We start from the raw sequence: 20,766 nt of genomic DNA, 5'->3' as shown, positions 1-20,766 counted from the left end.
TCGGGCCGCCGGGTCCGGGACCCTCGATTCGCTTGCTGCGCATATGGCCATGTTCGGCCGCGAGGTTGTGTTCCGAGATGAGTCCGAGTTCTAGCCGGATCGCGGGGTGCTCTGCCTAGACGAGGGTACACCGCTCTCCGCTGCCACTGTAGACTGACGGCGTGAGAAATGAGTTGCAGTCAGTCGCTTCGGCAGAGAGACACTCCTCGCCGTGGCAGCGGATCGGCCTGGCTACTTGCCTCGGCTTAGCCCTTGCGCTTCGACTCTGGGGCGTATCCGATCGCCTTCCTGACCCGTCCCTCGGTATCAATGTCATCGACGATTCGGCTGTGGAAGAGGTGGACCGTACGACCATGGCTCGGGCGTGGGCCATGTGGGGCGGCGGCACGCGGCCGCTCAACCTTGATCCACAAACAGCTGGCTGGCCGGGCCTGAGCTTCTACGCGGCACTCCTAGCTCAGGTTGCGTATCGAGGTTATTGGCAACTGTTCGAGGGAGGCGGAGGAGCGGAGCAGTTTGTCCGTCACACCGCAGCTCATCCAGACAAGCTCTTCCTCTTCGCCCGACTCTTCGGCGTCGTACTTGGCGTCCTGACGGTCTGGGTTACGTATCGCCTCGGAAGGTCTCTTCTATCTCCGAGCGTGGGGCTTCTTGCGGCGCTGATCTTGGCAGTCACTCCCGTCCACGTGTTGACCTCTCAGCACGTCTCGGATCCGAATCTACTTGCGACCCTCTTCGTGCTGTTGGCGGCTGGACCGCTGTGTGCCATCGGATCGAACGGACGCCTGGCTCCCTCAGTTCTGGCCGGATCAATGATCGGACTCGCGACAGCAAGCAAGTACGTGCCCGCAATCCTGGTCTTCTCACTGATCTGGAGGCATCTCCAGTGGCTTCGAGCGGCCGGAGCTCGGCACCGAGTGGTGATTCGTGCGCTCCTTTTGAGCGTCACGTGCGCCATCGCGACGTTTCTCGCTACGTCGCCATTCGTGCTCTTGAGAGGGGTGACGTTCCGGCGAGATTTCGAGGCACAAAGCACTAGCATGTTCTCGGATTGGGTCGGTCAGAGCGAGTTCCCGGTAGCTTTGCCGGTGTATATCCTCTCGATTCTTCCAAGTGCGCTCGGTTGGGTAACTCTCTTGCTCGCGGCTGGCGGGCTCGCGGTCCTCTGGCGCAGAGGCGGGGCAGCCCGCACTCTCGCTACAATCCCGCTCTTGATCGTCGCCGGGAACGGACTGCTCAAGGTCGCGCAGTTACGGTACATTCTCCCAGCAATTCCTTTCCTTATCGTTGCAGCTGCGTTCTCGCTCCTAGCCATGGCTCGGACGAAATGGCTCGCGAACAGCCCGCCTCTGCGCCGGGCGAGCTTGATCTTTGGCGTGGCTGCGATGTGCGTTCCACAATTGGTTGAGCTGACGCATACCCGCATGGCACTCGCGATGCCAGACTCTCGGCATGTCGCGAGGCGTTGGATCAATTCCCGCGTCCCACCCGCGATGCCAATGGTGGTTGAGCTGTATGGCCCGGTCCTCAACAGCCAAAGCACGGAGAGACTTGCTCTAACCTGGCCGTTTTTCTCATCCCGACCGGAGAGAGTTAGCCCCGCATACCACCCTGAGTTTCTGGATGGTTTCCACCTATACGTCGCCTCCTCCGGCGTATCAGATCGATTCAAGTCGCAGCCGGGAAAGTACAGGGAGGAAATTGCCTACTACGCATGGCTACGGACTCACAGCACCGTAGTCTGGTACTCCGACTCTGTGAGGGCATCGGGCCCAAAGATCAGTATCTTGTCGCTTCCGCGGTTTATCAGCTCTGCGACCGCTCGCGATTCGATCTGGAGGGAAGTGTCCAAAGGAAACCTCGATTCTCTCCGACTGACAGCGTGGTGCAGCGATGCCTCCGTACTTTTCACGCTCGCCCAAGATCATGAGAGAGCCGCTGAGTGGGCCGAACGGGGGCTAACGATTGCCGCCGCATCAGAACGCCCCAGGCTATTGTCAGCTCTCGCGTGGACTCGACTGCAGCAAGGGCAGCTGGACGCGGCTGCAGACGCTGCGATTCGCGGGATTGGCCTGTCTCCGCAGGATCCGACCCTGCACCTATACCTCGGCATGGCCTACGAGAGGATGGGGAAGGCTGAAGCGGCCGTGGCGGAGTATGAGAGGTCGCTGCGAATCGCTCCCGCCCAGGATGGCTGGGAATCTATCCAGGCCGAGATAGCCAAGCTCAGAGCCGGGCGGCGGTCGCCGGGGTAGGGGTGCCGCGAGTCCACGGCGGCCGGTGAGTTCGAACTGGGTTACGTTTGGGGAGCCATGTGAACCAGGGCGCCGCTACTTCTTCGACACCGTGGATTTGTGCGCGGTGGACTTCGATCGGGTCGGCGGCGCCACCGTGAAGTCGTTGGCGACCCAGATGTCCTCGTCCTTCCCGTCGATCAGCTTCGTATAGTAGATCGCGGTCCCGTCGTACGAGAAGGTCGGCTTCATGCAGTTGCCGTCATCCGTCAGCATGAACGCCTTCTTCGTCGTCACGTCGACGATCCAGAGGCTCTGCTTGCCGCCGGCGTTCCGGCCGAAGGCGATCTGCTTCCCGTTGGGCGACCAGGACGGCCACGTATCCTCGGATCCGTCGCCCACCCCGAGGCCCGTCAGCTTTATTGCCGGGCCTCCACCAGCGGCGATCTTGAAAATTCGAAACTGGGAAAACATGGCGCTCTGCTTCGTCTGCATGCCCCCGCCGACGTTGACGGTCCTTGTGGTGTCGAAATCCTTGGCAACGAACGCGATCCATTTCCCGTCGTACGACCACACCGGGTGCCCGGGGCTGGCTCCGCTGAACGTGAGCTGTCGCGCGGGCGGGCCCTCGACCTCACCCTTCGGGTCCATGACGTAGAGGTTGAACCCGTAGATGGAGGTCGGCTGCAGGCGGCTCGACCCGAAGCAGATCTTCGCTCCGTCGGGAGAATAGACGGCGAAGCGTTGGCTACCCGCGGCATTCGAGAGCCGCTTCGCTTCGCCGCCTTCGAACGGGATGGAGTAGACGTTGTACGGGCCCGAACGCGTCGAGATGTAGAGGAGCGACTTGCCGTCGGGCGCCCAGTTGGGAGTCATCACGCGCGTGGCGATCTTCGGCTGGCCGGCCACCTGGGAGGACTCCGGCTCCGCGGTCAGCTGGCGCAACTGGCCTCCCTGCGTGGACATGATCCAGATCTGGCTCGAGCCGCTCCGATTGCTTTGGAACGCGAGCCACTTCCCGTCCGGCGACGGGACCGGATCGGTCTCGCGAAACTTGGGGTCCGCGAGAAGGGGACTGAACTTCGTCGCGAAGCTGGGGGATGCCCAGGCCAGGCCGAGGGCGAGAGTTAGACCGAAGAGGGTGGTAAACCGGCTGCGCATCACGAAAGCGTACTTGCCCCGCGGTCGTCGGAGCAACACAATACGGCTCTATCTCTGGCTCTTTCGCGGCAAATGAGGGCACCGCGCCCAAGACCTAACTTCACCCGATGCCGACCCCGCAGCAGCGTCGCTTCCAACGGCAGCACCAGACCGTGAAACCGGCCCCGGGGGCCCGGTCGGTCGCGGGTGTGCCGCTTCCCCTTCAGGCGCTCGCCTACCTCGCCGTGTTCGCCGCTGCCGTCGCGGTCTACCTGCCGACGCTCCGCCACGGATTCCTCATAAACTGGGACGATCCCACCTACGTCGTGAACAACCCGCTGATCCGGGGATGGTCGCGGGAGAACCTGATCGAAATTTTCACGAAGCCCTACTTCTCGAATTTTCTACCGCTCCATCTCGTGTCGTACATGGTCGACTACAGCCTGTGGGGCCTCAATCCGTTCGGATACCACCTCCAGTCCGTGATCCTGAACGGCGTGAACGCCGCCCTGGCGCTGCTCGTCACGCGGCGTCTCTTCGGCGATTTCACCCTCGCATTCCTCGCAGCGCTCCTTTACGCGGTCCATCCCTCCCACGTGGAGGCCGTTGCCTGGATCTCGATCCGAAAGGATCTCCTTTCCACGACCTTCTTGCTCTTGACGGTCTATTTCTATCTCCGCGCCACGGGCTCGAGGTCGCTCGATCGCGGCTCCTACGCCGCTTCGGTCGCCGCCTTCACGCTGGGGCTTCTCTCGAAAGTCAGCATCGTCGCCCTCCCGCTTTTCCTCCTTCTGCTTGATCTCCTGCAGACGGCCGGCAGGAGGCGGCTGTCCTGGAAGGCCGCCCTCGCGAACAAGATTCCGTACGGCCTCGTCGGCCTCATGCTCGTGCGGCTCAACATGCTCGCTCAGGCGAAGGGCCAGACTTACGCGCACGACCCGGCCAACTACCTCATGGTGAAGGGCCACGCAGTCTGGAACTACCTGGCGCTCCTGACCGGGCTCCCGCCCGGGAGGCCCATCTACGACGCGCCGCAGTTCGCGCCCGACCTCCTGCCCGCGGTCGCGAACCTCGCCGGCATCGTCGTGCTGCCGGCAGCCCTCTGGGTCGCGCACCGCCGCGGGTGGCGGGTGATGAGTCTGGGAGCGGGCTGGGTCTTCGTTCTCCTGCTGCCGGCGATCTTCTTCCCGCTCGTCACGTACATGGCAGACCGCTATCTCTACGCCCCCTCGCTCGGCTTCTGCTGGTTGCTCGGGGCCGGCATCGTCTGGATGGGCCGCCGTTCCGGAGGGATTGCGGTCCGAGCCGGCGTCGTGGCATTCCTCACCGCGATCCCGTTCGCCGGGTTCGTCTACCGAACCATGGAGTACTGCCCGGTCTGGGCGGGCTCGGAGTCGCTCTGGTCCTACGCCCTCGCGCGGAGCGAGGATTACCGCATCCGGAACAATCTGGCCCAGGCGCGGTTGGACGAGAAGCGATGGGCGGACGCGGAGCGCCTGTACCGGGAGGGGTCGAGGTTCGAGAACTACATCTCCCACCAGGGGCTCGCCGCCGTCTACTACAACACGAATCGCTACGCGGAAGCGGAACGGGAGATCGAGCGGGCGGTCGAGATCGCACGCAAGGGTGGGCTCGCCTCCGGCAAACTGGCGGACCTCGAGTACGCGCGAGGGCAAATCTACTGGGTGCAGTCGCAGCCTCAGAAGGCGATCGATGCCTGGGAGGCGGCCCTTCGCGCGAATCCGCGCGACGAGCGCGCGCCTCTAACCACGGTCTGGGTCGGCGTGGCGGAGAGCCGATTGGGAAATGAGGAGGCATCGCAGGAGGCCTTCCGCCAAGCGATCGAGAAATACCGCCGGACCGGTCAGCCCGTCACCGACGCCTACTTTGCTATCGGGACCGTGGAGCTCAACCGAAACAATTTCCTCAAAGCGGCCGAGTGGTACCGGCTGGCCTACCGCGAATCACCCCACGAGGCGAAGGTGGCCTTCTTCCTCGGGAGAGCCTTGGCGCGGGGGGGAAGTCCCGCGGAGGCAATGCAGCTCTTCAAGCGGATCGCCGAGGGCGAGTTTTCTATCCTTTCGGACAGCCAATTCACGATGCCGGACGTGTATGTGCAGATGGGCGTCGCGGCGCAGACGCTGGGCCACAACCAGGAGGCGATCGGCTACTGGGAGGAGGCCCTCCGACGCGCCCCCGATCACCCAGAGCGGGACGCTATTCTCGCAAGCATCGCGGCCCTTCGGCGCGCTGCCGGGCACTAGGCGCTCGACAGGCGGGAGCGTCTAGGACTCGCGTCGCAGATTGAGGACGGTTGCAGCCTTGCTGGCCCATCCGCCCACAACGCCGCTCCATCGGCTCCGTGGCGAGGCTCGTTAGTCAAGCGCGCGAGATGATTCTGCGGCCTGCGCCCGACACTCCTCGACCACATTCCTCGGGATGAGGCGAGTCGCAGCAATTACGAGTGCGGGAAGGATGATTGCGTCGTCGAGGTGGCCGAGTACAGGGATGAAATCGGGGATCAGATCGATCGGCGAGAGCGCGTACGCAATCGCAGCCCACAGGAGCCAGCGGGCGAAGCGAGGAGTTTGTGGGTGACGGAGAGCCAGTTCGTAGACTCGGATCTCTCGCCGAAATCGTAACAGTGCACCTGGGGGCATCGTCCTCACCCCTTGCCGAGGATCGGGCGACGCGCTAGAACTCGGATTCAAAGACGACCCGAGCAACGACGGGATCGTCCCGGGATGCGAGGCCGAGGCCCAATCCTAGCTTGATGGTGATTTCATCGGGGAGCGCGAACCAGAGCTGCGGGAACAAAGCGGCGCTCTTCTCACCCGGGGACTGCTTGAATTCAACGCCCCCTCGCAGGAATCCCTCCGCGGGATAGCGAGTACCGACCGCGTAGCGGAACCGAACCGCGCGGTCCGGGGAAAGAGTCACCGGCATATCCAGGTTCAGGGTGGTATTGAACGCTCGCGAAAGGTCTCGGGATAGCACTAGGCGGGGCGTCAGAACCTGCTCCTCTTCGCCTCCCGTGGCACGGCGGGTCTCGCTCTCGTATTCCAGCGACATTGCGAGGTCCAGGGGCGCCTGGCCTTCCTCCGAAAACCGATATCGGGTTTCTGCCCGGAATCGCGCGAATCCTAGGCCCGAGGGATCCCGGACCCACTGGGCAGCGCCGTCGATGGTCCAGCCCGATGTGATGCCGTATTCGAAGGCTCCGGTGTACCACGGCCGCGGATGCCGATCCTGGCCGGCGTGAATCTCTCCCCAGAGTTCGATCTCTCGCTCGCCGCCGCCTAAGGTCTGATAGACAAAGGTCTCGTCGATGTAATCATCGCGGTGGGCGATGGCGCGGGGCGCAGATCCAACCACGACGACAAGGGACACAAGTACAGCGCGTGAGAAGAGGGATCGGAGACGGTGCACTATCACGGAAAGACGAATATCACGGAAGGCTCCGAGTTTGAATCGGTGCCTTCCGAACGCGAGCTGACCTTGATCCTACTACCGCTTACTGAGCCCAGAGCACGCGTGTGAGCACCTTTTTCCCACCGCCGAAATCGCGCTCGTAAACATCGCCACGCCCGTGCTCGAAGTGGACGGGGCTCCCCCAGGCACCCTGATCTTCCATATCCTCGTCGATATTCTGACCCGACGCGGCGGTCGCGTTGGCGACAGCGAGGCCACCGTCCGAGTGGCTGTAGATGATCACAAGCTCGTCATAATCGTGCTGGTTCGGCTTTGTGTTGTTGGTGGGGTCCGCTGAATAATCCATGCACGAGCCCCTACCGCAGGCGTCAAGCAAATCGGCGTTGTTGAAGTCCTCGTCCTGGTGGGCGAGACCGAACTCGTGCCCGACCTCCTGATCCATCACGAAGCTGTGCCAGGCGGGCGTGTTGTACTGGGGCGTATTGAAATAAGTGTCGTTCACTCGGACCGTGCCTTGAGTGATATGGACACCGCTGATCCAGATCTGGGCAATACCGAGCCATCCGTTGTTGCCGTAGGTTCCGTTGCAGACCTCAACACGTCCTGCAGTGGCCCTACATTTTCTGCCACTGCCACTGCCGCCCCCCGCCACGGTACACCGGATCGGATTCTGCGGGTTATTGCAGGCGCCGGAGGTGATGCCCCAATCCGACGCGGCCGTGTTCAAGTAGGGGGTCCAGTTGGAAGAGAGGTTATTGCCAAGCGTGACGGTGAATGGGTTGCTGGCCCGACTCCAGTGGTAGCCGTTCCAAGAATGGGTAGCGGTCGCAGGGCCAGCAGAGATGAAAAGCATTCCAGAGATGGCCGCAAATGTGAACAGTCCGAGCTTTCTCGACACAGGGAACCTCCTCACGGAAATCTGCCAGAGTCACAGGTGACCTTTCGAGTTGCCGCCGGCTCGCGTTGCGACAACGGCCCGATGCGCTCTTCTGAATCCCTTCGCACGGACGCCCGCCTCGTTCACCTCCTTTCGAGGACGCTGGGTGCTGAGGGACGAGACTCTCGTCGCCGGCCTCCTGTGAGGAGACCGGCGTACGTAGTCTCGCAGCATGGGCTTCCGACGGCGAAAATCCTACGAAGGAATGCTCGCGGAATATCGGCGCATATCGGAATTTTGTGTCAGCCAGAATCTGACAGCGACAGCCCGCAAGGCGGCTGGCCGGCTGCTATTTGTGGGGGCGTCGGTACGCGATATTTGGGCTCCGGGCGGCTCTACGGCGCCGCCCGAAGGACGGCGACGACCCCAATAGCACACCCCAACGCAACAGCGACGAAGACCACGTACACGCCCATCAATCGGAAACGCTCCACGATCGCCCTCCTTCGTCAACTTGAGCGTCACAGTGAAAAGTAGTCCGTATGGATGCGGCGCGGGCTCACGCCCAGGCGTCTCAGACCTGGCGACGTCCGGGTATCCGCTGATCGGCGGGCGACTGGACTACCTGCGCGGTCGCCCCGTTGCTGCTCTCGTCTACCAGAGACGCAAACACTTGATCAACGTGTTCGCTTGGCCGGACGAGGGGGCCGCAGATTCGGAAACTCCTCCGCGGACACAACAGGGCTATAACGTCATTCACGAGACTCGTCGCGGGATGGCCTACTGGATCGTCTCGGATCTGAATTCGGAGGAACTTTCCGCCTTTGCGCGACTGTTGGCGGCTGGTGGGATGAAGGGCCGGGGGCCCTGAGGTCTAGTTCGAAGAGGGTTACGTTTGGGAGCTTTACCAGAATGAATCGAACTGGGTTTGCCGATAGCGAAGCCCCGGTGCCGCGATGCACCGGGGCTCTCGCGTATATGGCGCGCCGTTGCGACCTTGTGGCACCAGTTCAACCTGCTCAAGCCCGTGTGCCCGCACCGGGTCCCCGCTGAACCTCGCGCAATCGAACGAAAGGAAGTTCGCACCCCCACAAAGGGCACTCTTCCTCTCCAACTCTCTGGGAGCCTACCTTAACGAAGTCTTAACGGCGACGTTGGGTTCGCGAATCCAGGCTCGAGTCGTAGGAACCGGCATTGCACGCTCGTGTTCCATGGGTGTCCCATCCAAGTGGGGAGCATTCCATTATGCCCGCATGTCCGATCCGTCCCGGACTGCCCGCACCGAATCCACACGGAGGAGCAGGGCCATGCCAGTAGATCCCGATCAACTGCCCTCCAAGTGAGTCCTAATCCTAGAAACTCCAGGGTGACATTCGCAGCCGCCGTCGCCGGCTTCGGCGAGGACGTGAAGTGCCACGTCGCGGAATATTTCGCGACGAGTAGCCTCTCATCGAAGGCCGGCGCCTCAATGGTGGCCAAGACGTTCATCCTGCTGTCGGTCACATTCGGGGCCTACGGACTAATCCTCAGCAATCGCTTCTCCCCTTGGCAGATGCTTGGCCTGGCTTTCGTCATGGGGGTGGGAGTCGCGGGCATCGGCTTCGGCATCGCGCACGACGCCCTGCACGGGGCGTACTCATCGCGCCCATGGGTCAACAAGCTCCTTGGCTTCAGCTTCGAATTGGTGGGCGCCAGCGGATACATGTGGAAGATCACGCACAACGTCATTCACCACACATATCCGAACATTCACGGCCTTGACGAGGATCTTGAGGTGTCGCCGTTCCTTCGACTGTCACCCCAGGCAAAGCTGCGGAGCATTCACCGGTTCCAGCATCTCTACGCGTTCGCCGCCTACAGCCTCACCACACTTTCCTGGGTGTTCATCAAGGACTACCGCTACTTCCTCATGCCCGACCTGGGGCCGTTTCGTGATAAGAAGCACCCGAGATCCGGAGTGGCGACACTATTCACAGCCAAGCTCCTCTACTACGGATACACCATCGTGATTCCGCTCATGGTCTTGAAGGTCGCCTGGTGGCAGTTTCTGATCGGACTCCTCGTCATGCACCTGACGGCGGGACTCATCCTGGGCATCGTATTTCAACTCGCGCACGTCGTCGAAGACACGGAACATCCCAGCCCTGAGTCGAACGGACAGATGGATAACGCCTGGATGATTCATCAAATGGAAACGACATCGAATTTCGCCATGTCGAATCGAATCCTTTCCTGGTACGTCGGTGGGCTGAACTATCAGGTCGAGCACCATCTGTTTCCCAAGGTGTGCAGCGCTCATTATCCCGCCCTCAGCCGGATTGTTCGCCAGATGGCGGCGAAGCACGGCGTGCCGTATCACCACCATGAGACGATCCGTGCCGCAATCCGATCCCACTACCGAACTCTGAAAAGCCTCGGGAACCCTCTAGCATCAAGCCCTTAACTTCGCCACTGTGAGGTGCCGGGAAACGCAGTATGGAAAGGAGAACCCACTGTCGCGCATGAAAGCCGTCGTTGCGCTCGCGCTGGTCGCTACTCTCGGAGTCGCGGCCGCCGCGCCCTCCCACGCGCCCGCGAAAGCGAACCTGGCCTCGCAAGCCAAGGTGAGCATGAAAACGGCTCGAGCGACCGCGCTCGCCAAGGGGCCGAGCTGGAGCGCGAGCACGGAAAGCTCATCTATTCCTTCGATATCCCGTGCCGGGCAAGTCTGGAATCGAGGAAGTTCAAGTCGACGCGATCAAGGGCGAAGTCATCTCGATGGCCCACGAGAGCCCCAAGGCCGAGCGGAAGGAAGCGCGCCAGGAGAAGCAAGAGGCGCGGAAGGTTCGCACGAATGCTAAGGCGAAAGCCACCGGCCACTGAGGGGAACCTGGTGGTCGGTTGGGGTGAGCGGCTGGTTCGAACAGGGTTACGTTCGGGGAGCCAAAAAACGAATCGCGAACTCGGGCCAACGAGGACACATACGCCGGGTCGGTCTCGAAATACGCGAAGGCCGGCGGTGCCGCCGGCCCCGGGACTATCTCATCGGCAAGCAGTCAGGGTGCAGACGCCGTTCGAGACGGCGCAGTTGGTCCCGAGCGCTTCCTCCGTGCAGGTCACGATTCCTTGGAGGTTGCCGCAGCTGCGATTCTGGCACCTGTGGGAATTTGAGGCCTCCGCCGTCGCGACGGCAGCGTTGGAGAGCGCGGAGATATAAGGAGAATGCGTTGACGCGTTCATCGCCTGGTGCCCCGCGGTGCCAGCCACGAGGGCAAGGACGAAGATTATCGCCGCTAGACCGAGAACCAAGTTGATACGAATCGTCATGGAGAACCCCTTTCTCGGCCGATGAGCCTATTGCCGAGCGGTGGCCGGCCCGCTCGGTCAAGGCCGGCGGCACCACCGGCCAGATGAGGACCTTAATCCTACTTCGTCCGGTACAAGAGTGGATAAGAGTTTTCGCACCTTGATGACGAGACGCCCGCCCCAGGCGTATGCTTTCGCGGTGCTCTTCCGCGTGAACGGGTTCCGGTACGCGAACAAGCCGCCCGTGGGTCTGTGCCAAATCGCACTAGGGTGAGACTCCTTTTCCCGCATCAAGCGGCCTACCGGCTTGCTGTTTCTGCCGCTGTAGCGTCCGTGCTCACTTGCTCCTGCGCCCCATCCACGAGTCTCACCTACAACGTTTCCCCTGCCCCGGGAAATCCAGATCAGCTTGCAGTCACCTTCGCGCTGAACGGCGTCTCCCGCGATTCCCTCGTTCTCAAAGGGTACGCCTCCGACGAGATTCTCCGGGTCTCGGACTTCCAAGCCGTCGGCCCTCGGGGCGCGCGCATCGCAGTGGACGCTCGGGTCGACACGGTGCTCCTCGAAGGCCTGCGTGTCGACGTTCCGCGCTTCACCCTTCGGGGACCGCTGCCCCGGTCACTCACCGTGCGTTACCGGGTCACCCCGGGCAGGCGGGAAGGGGACAGTCACATGGGCTTCACGGGCCGCTGCTTCGGCTACGTAGGAGACAACTTTGCGTTGGTGTCGGGGCGGGATCTCTTCCTCTTGCCGGACCCCGGCGCCGAGATGCTACGTCACATCGCGGTTCGGTTCTCCCTTCCGAGCGGTTGGAAGGCGGTCACGACCTGGGAAGCCGGACGAGGTAACCGACTGGCGGACCTTCGTGGTTCTTCCCCCGCCGAGCAGATGATCTCGGCCACCGTGGGGCTCGGACCTTTCCACGAGCGGACATTCCGTCTCGGAGAGACTCGATTCACCCTGGCTTTCCACTCCGGCATTCCGCCGTCTCAGGAGGAACAGGCGGTGACGCAACTCACGCGCGTCGCGCGATACGTTCACGGTCTTTTTGACCGGGACCTCGGGCCCTCGTACGTGACCATCATCGTACCCCCCGCCCCGTCCGGTGACGAGATCGCCGGCGAGGGAAGCGCGACGGGACAAGGTCAAACCTTTTCCCCGCTCACAGGCAACCGGCTGCACGATTTCGCGGCCCGGCTGATCGACGCCTACATCCGGTACGCCCCGTACCGCACCGAGGTTCGGGCCCCGGGGGAATACTGGCTGGTCGACGGGATAACGAACCTCTACGCCTGGCGCGCGGTCACCGCCGCGGGGCTCGTCAGCGAGGACGAGTTGAACCGGTCGCTCGCCGCTGGCTACGTCTCTGCCTTCAGCGCCGAGGGCATCGAGCGCAATCTCGAGAATCTGTACGCGACCACGAAAAGCAGCCGTTTGGGTCGCGAGACCCTGGCGCCTTTTGTCCTGCTCCATCTCGACCGCACACTGCGGTCCACGCCGGGGGGCAGGGGCGGCTTCGACTCAGTTCTCGCTCGCATGTTCCACGGCCGGACGGCCCCTTCGCTCTGGTCCTCCTTGCCCAAGGCCCGCCCCGGTCTGTGGCAGAACTTCCGAGCCTTGTTCGTTCGAGGCACCACGCTCGCGCCGGTGGAAGCCTACTTCGCCCTCAAGCCCACGCAGGCCAAGCCCGAGCCCTCTCGCGGCAGGGCTGTCCGGGAGTTGAACTTGGCCTACACCGGCGAGACCTTCGGCTACCTCGAGAACTGCGGCTGTAAGGTGAATCAGTCCGGAGGCGTCGCGCGCAGGGCCACGGTGCTCCGCCAAATGCGCGAACGAGACCCTGAGCTCCTCCTGCTCGATGCGGGAAGCGCGTTCATCCGGCCGGAGAAACAGGACAAGCCGGATTTCTTCTCGCGGAGAGAGCAGAGCCTCTATCTCCGGCTCATGGACCTCATGCGCTACGGCGCCGCCGCGGTGGGAACCACCGAGCTCTCCTTTGGCCTCGACCACTTCCGAGAAATGACCCAAGGGCTCCGAACGCCGTATCTCTCCGCAAACATTGCAGAGGGCGGAAAGCCGATCGCTCCCGCGTGGATCATTCTCCACGCGGACGGGCTCCGCGTCGCCGTGATCGGTCTTTTCGACCCGCTGCGGGGGAAGAGCGCGGATCCTCTCTTCGAGGCGCACACGTCTTCGCTGACGATCGAAGATCCGCTCGAGCCTTTGAGGAGATCGCTGCCGGCACTTCGCCGGCAGGCGGACCTCGTCTTCGCCATGGGACGCCTCACCCCAGCCACGATCCGTCGTTTGGTCGCGGCATGTCCGGGCCTGGACGTCATCATCTCGACCGACAGCGATGCCCCCAGCTTCCACAAGGGGGCCGGCGGTTGGGAGCTGAGCAAGGAAGATCCTCCCGGATTTCTCGGTGGAACGCTGGTTCTCTACACACCTCTGAGAAATTACGGGTTCAGCAGCGCGAGGCTGGGTCTTGATCGAGAGGGGAGGATCACTTCCGCGGCCGTGGAGAGGCACATGCTGTACAAGGACGTGAAGGACGATCCGGTGGTTCGGGACCGGCTGAACCGGTTCTACGACGAAGTGGGGAAGCTCGACGCGGCGCAGGCGAGCGTAAAGCCGCTCTTCCAGGACGATCCCGCACGCCTCGAAGGTCGCTATGTGGGTGCCGCCCAATGCGAGAACTGTCATCAGGCCGAATACGCCCAATGGAAAACGACGAGACACGCGGCCGCCTACAAGACGCTGCTGGACGTGCACCGGCACTATCAGCCGCGATGTATTTCATGCCACGTCGTCGGGTACGGGACGCCTCATGGGTACAGGATCGGGGCGCCGGAGGAGCCGCTTGGCAACGTCCAATGTGAGATCTGCCACGGCCCGGGAGGCCGGCACGTAGCGGCGCCATCACGATCCAATATTCACCGGGTCGTTCCCGAGAAGGTCTGCCTCGAATGCCACAACCCGGATCATTCGGACCACTTCGTATACGCGGAAAAGCTCCCGAAGGTCCGCCATGACTACTTCGAGGAGGGGTCCGCCCCTCTGTCGCCTGCGAGCACCAGGTGAGCGGGGATCAGCCGGACCTGGGTCGAGGGCCCGAGAGATGCTATCCTTAATGTCCGCTGGCGGTGCCGCCAGCCCCGGGTGGGACTCGACTCTCGCTCGGCGTGTTCGGATGGTCGAGGAAGGAGAAGTCCACGATGACAAAACACCTCAAGCTAGCAATCGGACTCGCCGCCATTCTCACCATATCTCTGATCGTGCTCGGGACTGCGTCACCCAAGACATCGAGGGCGCCCGCGAAATCGCCTTATGTCTCGGCGCTGTCCGATCTCGCCGTCGGTACGGCCGTGGCTGCGTCGCATGGCTGCAATCACCGCACGTGCGAGGTTCTTCAAGCTCTTTACTTCTGCCGGTCGGAGGGCGCAACGGACGACTGTAAGATCGTCAACGGCAGATGCACTGGTAGCGGATGCCCGTAAATCGCTAGGGCCTCGGGTCGGTGGCACCGCCGCTCTCGAACGCTCATGAGCGCAGGCCCCGGTGGATTCACCATCGGGGCCTGATTGTTTGGGGCGGTAGGGGCGGCGGAGGCTCCGCGTACCGCGTTGCCCAGTCACGGGGAACAGCTTGGACGCCCGTTGCCACTCAGGAGGAGATCGACAGATGTCGAAGGTACGCGTGCACAACTTCGTGGTGTCGCTCGACGGCTACGCCAGCGGCGAGGGCCAGAGCCTTGACGCCGCCTTCGGGCACGCCCACAAGGAGTTCCTGCACTGGTTCGGCGAGATCAGGATCTGGCGGGGCCTGCAACCCGACGGCAAGTTCGGCCTCGACGAGGCGATCGCGTCGGCCTGGGGAGCCGGCATCGGGGCCGAGATCATGGGGCGCAACAAGTTCCGCCCCACAACCGGCCCATGGCCAGAAGACGGTTGGCGGGGCTGGTGGGGCGACGACCCCCCGTTCCACACGCCCTGCTTCGTGTGGACCCACCACCCTCGCGACCCCATGGAGATGCGGGGCGGGACGACGTTCCACTTCGTCGGGGGTACGCCCGCAGAGATTCTTGAGCTCGCACGGGATGCCGCTGGCGGTCTCGACGTGCGCATCGGTGGCGGACCGACGACGGTCAACGAGTTCCTCAGGGCCGATCTCGTCGACTACTTACACATCGTCGTCGTGCCGATCGTCCTCGGGCGTGGCGTGCCTCTGTGGAACGGCCTCGGCGGACTCCACGAGCGCTTCGGCACCTCCTCGGTGACCTCGCCGAACGGGGTCACCCACGTATTCCTCACACGGCGCGACCGCGGCTGACGACCGCCGAGAACGGCGCTGTGAAGATCTCGTGCCCCGGATGGGTAAAGGTCCGGCTTCCCGGCGGGAAGAGGGCTACCTAAGCGCCTCAGATATCAAGTAGGCTTCTTTCGAGAGTGCGAACTCGAGACTTCGCGCCGTGCGAGTCTTCTCCGGACCTCGGAACCGCCGCCCACTGGGCGGGTTCCCTAGAGGTCGGGGACCCGCGCGTGGCCAATCCTCGATGTGTCAATGCTTAAGCGAAGGCGAAGACTCCCCAGCATTTGCGCCGGACCGGGATTTCCCCCGGTGACGGTTGGGCGCTACGTGGGTCGGGGAGCACATCGACCCAAACACCCGGGGGAACTGAAGAGGAGTTCATCATGCTCAAGCAGCGCGTCTTTCCCCTAGCTCTCGCATCGGTTCTCTTAGCCGGTGTCGCCATGGCGTCTACCGCGCATCACGTAAATGCAACCCTTCTGCCTATCGGCGGATCGGGAGTCAGCGGCCGCGTGGAACTCACCGCACTCCCCAAGGGCGGCACCTTGATCACAGTGGTGGCCAAGGGGCTTCACCCAGGTACGAACTACCTGTCGCTCTATTACGACAACGGCACCTGTGAGCTCGAGCCTTACTCGGCCGATGACGTTATCGGTCACTACACCGCCAACGCGGACGGGGAAGCGACCGTCACCAGCAAGCTGCACGACGACCTGGACGAGATCCACTCGGTCTCGGTCCGGCTCGCAAGCGATTTCTCGCTGCAGGCGTGCGCCGCAGTTAACCAATAGAGACGGACACACCTCCCGGCCACGCGAAGGGCCCCGGTCCATTCCTCGGATCGGGGCCTTCTCATGCAGGCGAGGTTCACGCGAAGATCACCAACTAGCCGGGGTTGCGCGATCCCTCGCCCTCGGCTTGCCCCTTGTCCTTCGAGTTGCCGCGGTCGCGCTTCTGCTTGTCGTGCCCCTTGCCTTGGCCCTGCCCCTTGCCTTGGCTCTGCTCCTTGCCTTGGCTCTGCTCCTTGCCTTGGCCCTTGTTGCTCCGCATATCCTGGGCGATCCTGCGCCGCTGGTCGAGAGCGCGTCGCTCCTTCGCCTCGCGCTCTTGCTGTGCTTGCATCTCGGCCTGATGGCGTTGTCGGATCTCTTCCGTCGAGGCGCGGTCTTGGCTCTGCCGTTTGAGCTCGCGCTGTTGTTCGCGGTCAAGCTCGGCGCGCTCCCTACGCATGCGTTGATCAAACCGGCGCTCCTGCGTGTCCAGGCGCTGGATCACCGCCCTCGTAGGTGCCGATTGCTCCTGGGTGGTGGGCCTGACGGGCGGATTCTTTGAACCGGAAACTGACGGGCGATAGGCTTCGATCGTCCGACCGAGGATCTTGTCCCCCCGCAGACTCGCCGGTGAGCTCGAATCCAGGACCTGATAGCGTTGAAAGGTGCGACCTGTATCGTGCTCGAGGACCAGATCGAGGCCGCGCTCCGCGGGGCGTGAGTTGACCACGCCATACTGTGTCACATTCTGTGTCCGCGAAATGAACGTCACGTTCCGGCTCGGCGGCAGCACGCTCGCGCGAATCCTCGTAGTTCCGAAAGCGCGGGTCGGAACGAAAGACCAGCTGTCACGGGTGATTCGCTGATCGAGGACGGCCGCGCTCACCGTGAGCCCAGATCCCGTTTGCCACCCGACGTCGGGCGGGAGCGGTGCCCATCCTACATAGCCGTCCCCGTAGCGCCAGGATACCCACGCGGGCGCCCAGACCTCGTCGTCATCCGGTACCCAAAGCCAGCCGTAAGAGTCGTCAAGCGCCCAACGCCCGTAGTGGTAGGGAATTGCTCCCCATGGATCTTGACTGATCCACATCCATCCATAATCGGTGTCTACCCAGTAGCCCTGGGTGTACGGTCGCCAACCGACCGGCACGTCGAGAGGGACCCAGCAGCTCCCGTACGGCGCTACGTCCACCCAGGTGCCGTACCTCGAGATCTCCGTATAAAGGCCGACGTCCCCGGATGCATCGCTGCCCGAATAGTAGGAATCGGGCTGGGAGCCGGCACACGCGCAGAACGACGCCATCGACGCCGTGAACAACAGAAGTAGAAGCCTGCGTCCCTTCATGACCCATTCCTCCACCGTGGTCGTAACCCTTTCTTCACGACAGATGGAACTCCTCCACTAGGAACTACACCGGTACCCGGATCGTGTGGCACCAAAAGGCGTGGATTCCCGTGGCGGTGAGTATCCACTTGGAGTTAGACGCGCACTCGCCCTCAGCGCTTTTAGCGCCGGCGTTCCGCCACAGCGTATACTCCAGAATAGAAGATCGCAGTCCTTTCACCCTTGAACGCGGAGGTGCCGTGTCCCCGCTCCGAGCCTTGGCTCTTCTTCTCGCGGTCGCGCTCATTGCCGCGATCTCGCCGACGCCCTCGTGCGCCGAGTTGACACCCGGCACGCCCGCCCCGGACTTCACGGGCCAGCGGATTTGGATCAACAGCAAGCCCCTCTCGCTCAAGCGGGAGCTGAAGGGGAGGGTCGTGCTCGTCGATTTCTGGGAGTACACCTGCATCAACTGCATTCGCACGCTCCCCACGCTGAAGCGGATCTACGAGCGATACAAGCCCTATGGGTTCGAGATCATCGGCGATCACGCGCCGGAGTTTGATTTCGCTTACAGGTCGGAGAACGTGGCCACGGGCGTAAAGCGGCAGCGCATCCCCTGGCCCGTGATCGTGGATAGCGACTTCTCGACCTGGCGCGCGTACGACAGCAACTCGTGGCCGAACAAGTTCCTTATCGGTGCGAACGGAATCATCGTCCTTCAACACGCGGGCGAGGGTGGATACGGAGACCTGGAGCGGCTCATTCGGAGCGAGCTCCTGAAAACGAACCCGAAGGCGGTCTTCCCGTCGCCGTGGCGGATTCCGCCCGACACGAACGACTTCGACCCGAGCCGCTGTGGGACTACGTCGGAGGAAACGTACATCGGCACGGCGCGAGGATCGCAATGGGGTGGGGCAATTGCGAACCGGGAGGGGTTCCAACCGGGAAAGACGGTGCTTTACGCCAGCCTGCCGCGCACGGTGCCTCGCGGGTTCTACGCCCATGGGCTCTGGAAGAACGAGCCCGATGCTTTCGAACACGCCCGCGCCACCCCGTCCCCGGAGGACTACATTGGGATTCGCTACCACGGTCGTGAGGTCTACGCCGTGATGAATCTGCGGAGCGTATCAGCCGCCCGCGTGTACGTGACGCGCGACGGGAAGCCCTTGCCCGCGGCGCAACGCGGAGTGGACATGGTCGAGGACGCCCGTGGGCGCACCTACATCGACGTTAAGGAAGGCCGCATGTACTACGTGGTGCGGGGCGAGGACGAGAACGAGCACGACCTCCGACTCTTCGCGACCGCGCCGGGGCTAGCCGTCAATTCGTTCACATTCGGGAACCGCTGCCTGGTCAATTTCGATCGTCTGTAGGGGCGAGTCACGAAGATGGGGCTTGGCTAGGACCTTCGCTGCCTGGCGGAGTCTGCCGCGCCGCGGCCGACCGCCGGAGCATCCATCCGTATAGCCAGATGATCACCCCCACGAAGGCGAGCATTCCGAGCCACGGGGCGGGCGCAAAGTTCTCGGGTACGAGGCCTATCGGCGCGTCCTTCGAGAAGCCGACGATGAGGCCTGCGTTGATCACGCCCCACAAGCTTTCGCCGACAATCAATCCGGACGCGACGAGCGTGCCCAGTCGCTCCGCCCGGCCTGGGTTTGGCATCCAGCGGGCGCGTCGGTCATACCAGTGAGAGATCACGGCGCCGACGACGACCGCGAAGGTCGCCGACATCGGGAGATAAATCCCGATGCCGACAGCCAGCGGCGGAACGCGCAGCTTCTTCGTGGCGCCAAGCGCCTCATCGAGCAGGATGAGCCCGACACCAACGAGCGCGCCGATGCCGAGCATCCTCCATTCGAGGTTGCCGCCGATTACGCCCTGCGCGAGGGCGGAGATGAGCGTCGCCTGCGGCGCGGGGAGAGGGTTTGGCGCGAGCACGCCGATGTTCGCGGCCCCGGCGAACCCGTAGGCCTTAGCGAGCAGGTTCAGCACGGAAGGGATCACGGAAGCGCCGGCGGCCACTCCCACGATGAGCGCGATCTGCTGACGCCTCGGTGAGGCGCCGACGAGCTGGCCGGTTTTCAAGTCCTGCAAGTTGTCGTTCGAGATCGTGGCGCACGCGAAAACAATCGCGGTCACGAAGAGAGCGAAGGCGACTAGCGCCGGCCGCGTCTCCGGAGTCGGCGACACGGCGAGGGTGATTACCGAAGCGCAGAGCACGATCGACAGGATTCCGACGCCCGAGATCGGACTGTTCGAGGCGCCGATCAAGCCCGCCATGTAGCCGCAGATCCCGGCGATGAGAAAGCCGCCCAGCAGGACGAACGGTACGGCGATCAAGGTGAGCGCCAGCGCGCTTGGCGCGAGCGCCGTCGACCGCGCGAAGGTGAAGGCGAGGTACGCGGCGACCCCGAGGCACGCGGCGGTGAGCGCGATAATCCACCGGGGTGAGAGATCGCGGTCGAGGTCGTCCCCGGAGCCCCTGGCCCGGGAGGCGGCGAGCGTGCTTACGAGCCCGCCCACCACCGGCTTCGCAAGCCTGGCCAGCGTGTAGATCGCCGCAACGGCGATTGCGCCGGCGCCGATGAACCGCACCTGCGTCCGCCAGATCGCAAGGGTGTGCGCGGCGAGCGTCACGGCATCGGCCGCGGGCTGCATCGAGGTCAAGATCGGCACAGCGATCACCCACGAGATCACCAGGCCCGTCAGCATCGCCATCCCGACCGATAACCCGACCAGATGCCCCGCGCCGAGCAGCGCGAGGGACCAGGCAATGTTGTACCCGCTCGAGGCCATGGTCCCGACACGGAAGAAACCTGCCACCTCCGCGGCGGCGACGCGCGTCGCCGTCACGATGGCGAGCCCTGCCGAGGCGACAGAGCCGAGGATCACAGCGACGAGCCCCTCTCTGGCCTCGCCCGTTTCGTCCTTCGTTTCGCCACGCGTGCCGGATCCGACCTTCAGCACCTCTGCCGCCGCGACACCTTCAGGGTAGGGCAGGTCAGAGGTCGTCACGAGGGCGCGTCGAAGCGGGATCGTGAACAGCACCCCGATCACCCCGCCGCTCACGCAGATGAGAAATGATTGCCAGAAGGGGAAACCCGTCCACCAGCCCACGATCACGAGTCCTGGTAGAACGAAGATAATCGCCGAGAGCGTCCCTGCGGCGGAGGCGACGGTCTGGACAATGTTGTTCTCGAGGATCGACGAATCCTTCACGGCGCTCAGGATGGCCATCGAGATCACCGCGGCGGGGATCGATGAAGCAAAGGTGAGGCCAACCTTGAGGCCGAGGTAGACGTTGGCCGCCGTGAAGATCGTGGTGATGAGCGCGCCGAGGATGAGGCCGCGTATCGTGAGCTCTCTGGGCTTCAAAGGCGTCACGTG

General features: G+C 63.3%; 13 protein-coding genes. 7 read left to right on the top strand and 6 right to left on the bottom strand.

What is annotated here, in order from left to right; all coding sequences use genetic code 11:
* Window positions 1-353 precede the first annotated feature (353 nt).
* Window positions 354-2,255 (top strand): hypothetical protein, encoded by a 1,902-nt coding sequence (locus E6K79_02975; GenBank protein TMQ66331.1) that lies wholly within the window; start codon window positions 354-356, stop codon window positions 2,253-2,255.
* 75 nt (window positions 2,256-2,330) lie between these two features.
* Here the strand turns inward: E6K79_02975 and E6K79_02970 are convergent, their stop codons facing one another.
* Window positions 2,331-3,398 (bottom strand): hypothetical protein, encoded by a 1,068-nt coding sequence (locus E6K79_02970; GenBank protein TMQ66330.1) that lies wholly within the window; start codon window positions 3,396-3,398, stop codon window positions 2,331-2,333.
* Between the two features lie 104 nt (window positions 3,399-3,502).
* Between E6K79_02970 and E6K79_02965 the strand changes: the two genes are divergently transcribed.
* The gene (locus E6K79_02965) at window positions 3,503-5,638 is read left to right on the top strand and encodes a tetratricopeptide repeat protein (GenBank protein ID TMQ66329.1); all 2,136 of its coding nucleotides are present in this window, start codon (window positions 3,503-3,505) and stop codon (window positions 5,636-5,638) included.
* A gap of 111 nt (window positions 5,639-5,749) precedes the next feature.
* Here E6K79_02965 and E6K79_02960 read toward each other — a convergent pair whose 3' ends face one another.
* From E6K79_02960 to E6K79_02950, 3 genes are all read right to left on the bottom strand, one after another.
* Window positions 5,750-6,034, bottom strand: a complete 285-nt coding sequence (locus tag E6K79_02960) for a DUF1232 domain-containing protein (protein ID TMQ66328.1) — start codon at window positions 6,032-6,034, stop codon at window positions 5,750-5,752.
* A gap of 34 nt (window positions 6,035-6,068) precedes the next feature.
* The gene (locus E6K79_02955) at window positions 6,069-6,764 is read right to left on the bottom strand and encodes a hypothetical protein (GenBank protein ID TMQ66327.1); all 696 of its coding nucleotides are present in this window, start codon (window positions 6,762-6,764) and stop codon (window positions 6,069-6,071) included.
* 124 nt (window positions 6,765-6,888) lie between these two features.
* Complete coding sequence (locus E6K79_02950; protein TMQ66326.1) at window positions 6,889-7,704, bottom strand: hypothetical protein; 816 nt, start codon at window positions 7,702-7,704, stop codon at window positions 6,889-6,891.
* 1,447 nt (window positions 7,705-9,151) lie between these two features.
* On the opposite strand from E6K79_02950, the gene E6K79_02945 reads away from it, so the two are divergent.
* From E6K79_02945 to E6K79_02930, 4 genes are all read left to right on the top strand, one after another.
* The gene (locus E6K79_02945; GenBank protein ID TMQ66377.1) at window positions 9,152-10,126 is read left to right on the top strand and encodes an acyl-CoA desaturase; all 975 of its coding nucleotides are present in this window, start codon (window positions 9,152-9,154) and stop codon (window positions 10,124-10,126) included.
* Between the two features lie 1,175 nt (window positions 10,127-11,301).
* On the top strand, window positions 11,302-14,052 hold the full coding sequence (locus E6K79_02940; protein ID TMQ66325.1) for a hypothetical protein: 2,751 nt from the start codon (window positions 11,302-11,304) through the stop codon (window positions 14,050-14,052).
* Window positions 14,053-14,652: 600 nt separating this feature from the next.
* Window positions 14,653-15,300, top strand: coding sequence for a dihydrofolate reductase (locus tag E6K79_02935; GenBank protein ID TMQ66324.1), 648 nt, complete (start codon window positions 14,653-14,655; stop codon window positions 15,298-15,300).
* A 362-nt stretch (window positions 15,301-15,662) separates the two neighbouring features.
* Window positions 15,663-16,070: a hypothetical protein gene (locus E6K79_02930; protein ID TMQ66323.1), complete on the top strand. Its 408-nt coding sequence runs from the start codon at window positions 15,663-15,665 to the stop codon at window positions 16,068-16,070.
* Between the two features lie 94 nt (window positions 16,071-16,164).
* On the opposite strand, the gene E6K79_02925 is transcribed toward E6K79_02930, so the two are convergent.
* The gene (locus E6K79_02925) at window positions 16,165-16,842 is read right to left on the bottom strand and encodes a hypothetical protein (GenBank protein ID TMQ66322.1); all 678 of its coding nucleotides are present in this window, start codon (window positions 16,840-16,842) and stop codon (window positions 16,165-16,167) included.
* A 632-nt stretch (window positions 16,843-17,474) separates the two neighbouring features.
* Between E6K79_02925 and E6K79_02920 the strand changes: the two genes are divergently transcribed.
* Complete coding sequence (locus tag E6K79_02920) at window positions 17,475-18,749, top strand: redoxin domain-containing protein (GenBank protein ID TMQ66321.1); 1,275 nt, start codon at window positions 17,475-17,477, stop codon at window positions 18,747-18,749.
* Window positions 18,750-18,756: 7 nt separating this feature from the next.
* On the opposite strand, the gene E6K79_02915 is transcribed toward E6K79_02920, so the two are convergent.
* Window positions 18,757-20,763, bottom strand: a complete 2,007-nt coding sequence (locus tag E6K79_02915) for an oligopeptide transporter, OPT family (protein ID TMQ66320.1) — start codon at window positions 20,761-20,763, stop codon at window positions 18,757-18,759.
* Between the last annotated feature and the right edge of the window lie 3 nt (window positions 20,764-20,766).

The organism is Candidatus Eisenbacteria bacterium, assembly GCA_005893305.1.
Lineage (GTDB): Bacteria > Eisenbacteria > RBG-16-71-46 > SZUA-252 > SZUA-252 > WS-9.
Note: the sequence above shows the minus strand (reverse complement) of the source record. Positions and strands in the feature narration are given on the sequence as shown.

Bases quoted from the DNA above. Each gene is read 5' to 3' on its own strand.
- E6K79_02975 (TMQ66331.1), top strand. From the start codon at position 354: ATGGCTCGGGCGTGGGCCATGTGGGGCGGCGGCACGCGGCCGCTCAAC.
- E6K79_02960 (TMQ66328.1), bottom strand. From the start codon at position 6,034: ATGCCCCCAGGTGCACTGTTACGATTTCGGCGAGAGATCCGAGTCTAC.
- E6K79_02965 (TMQ66329.1), top strand. From the start codon at position 3,503: ATGCCGACCCCGCAGCAGCGTCGCTTCCAACGGCAGCACCAGACCGTG.
- E6K79_02945 (TMQ66377.1), top strand. From the start codon at position 9,152: ATGGTGGCCAAGACGTTCATCCTGCTGTCGGTCACATTCGGGGCCTAC.
- E6K79_02935 (TMQ66324.1), top strand. From the start codon at position 14,653: ATGTCGAAGGTACGCGTGCACAACTTCGTGGTGTCGCTCGACGGCTAC.
- E6K79_02930 (TMQ66323.1), top strand. From the start codon at position 15,663: ATGCTCAAGCAGCGCGTCTTTCCCCTAGCTCTCGCATCGGTTCTCTTA.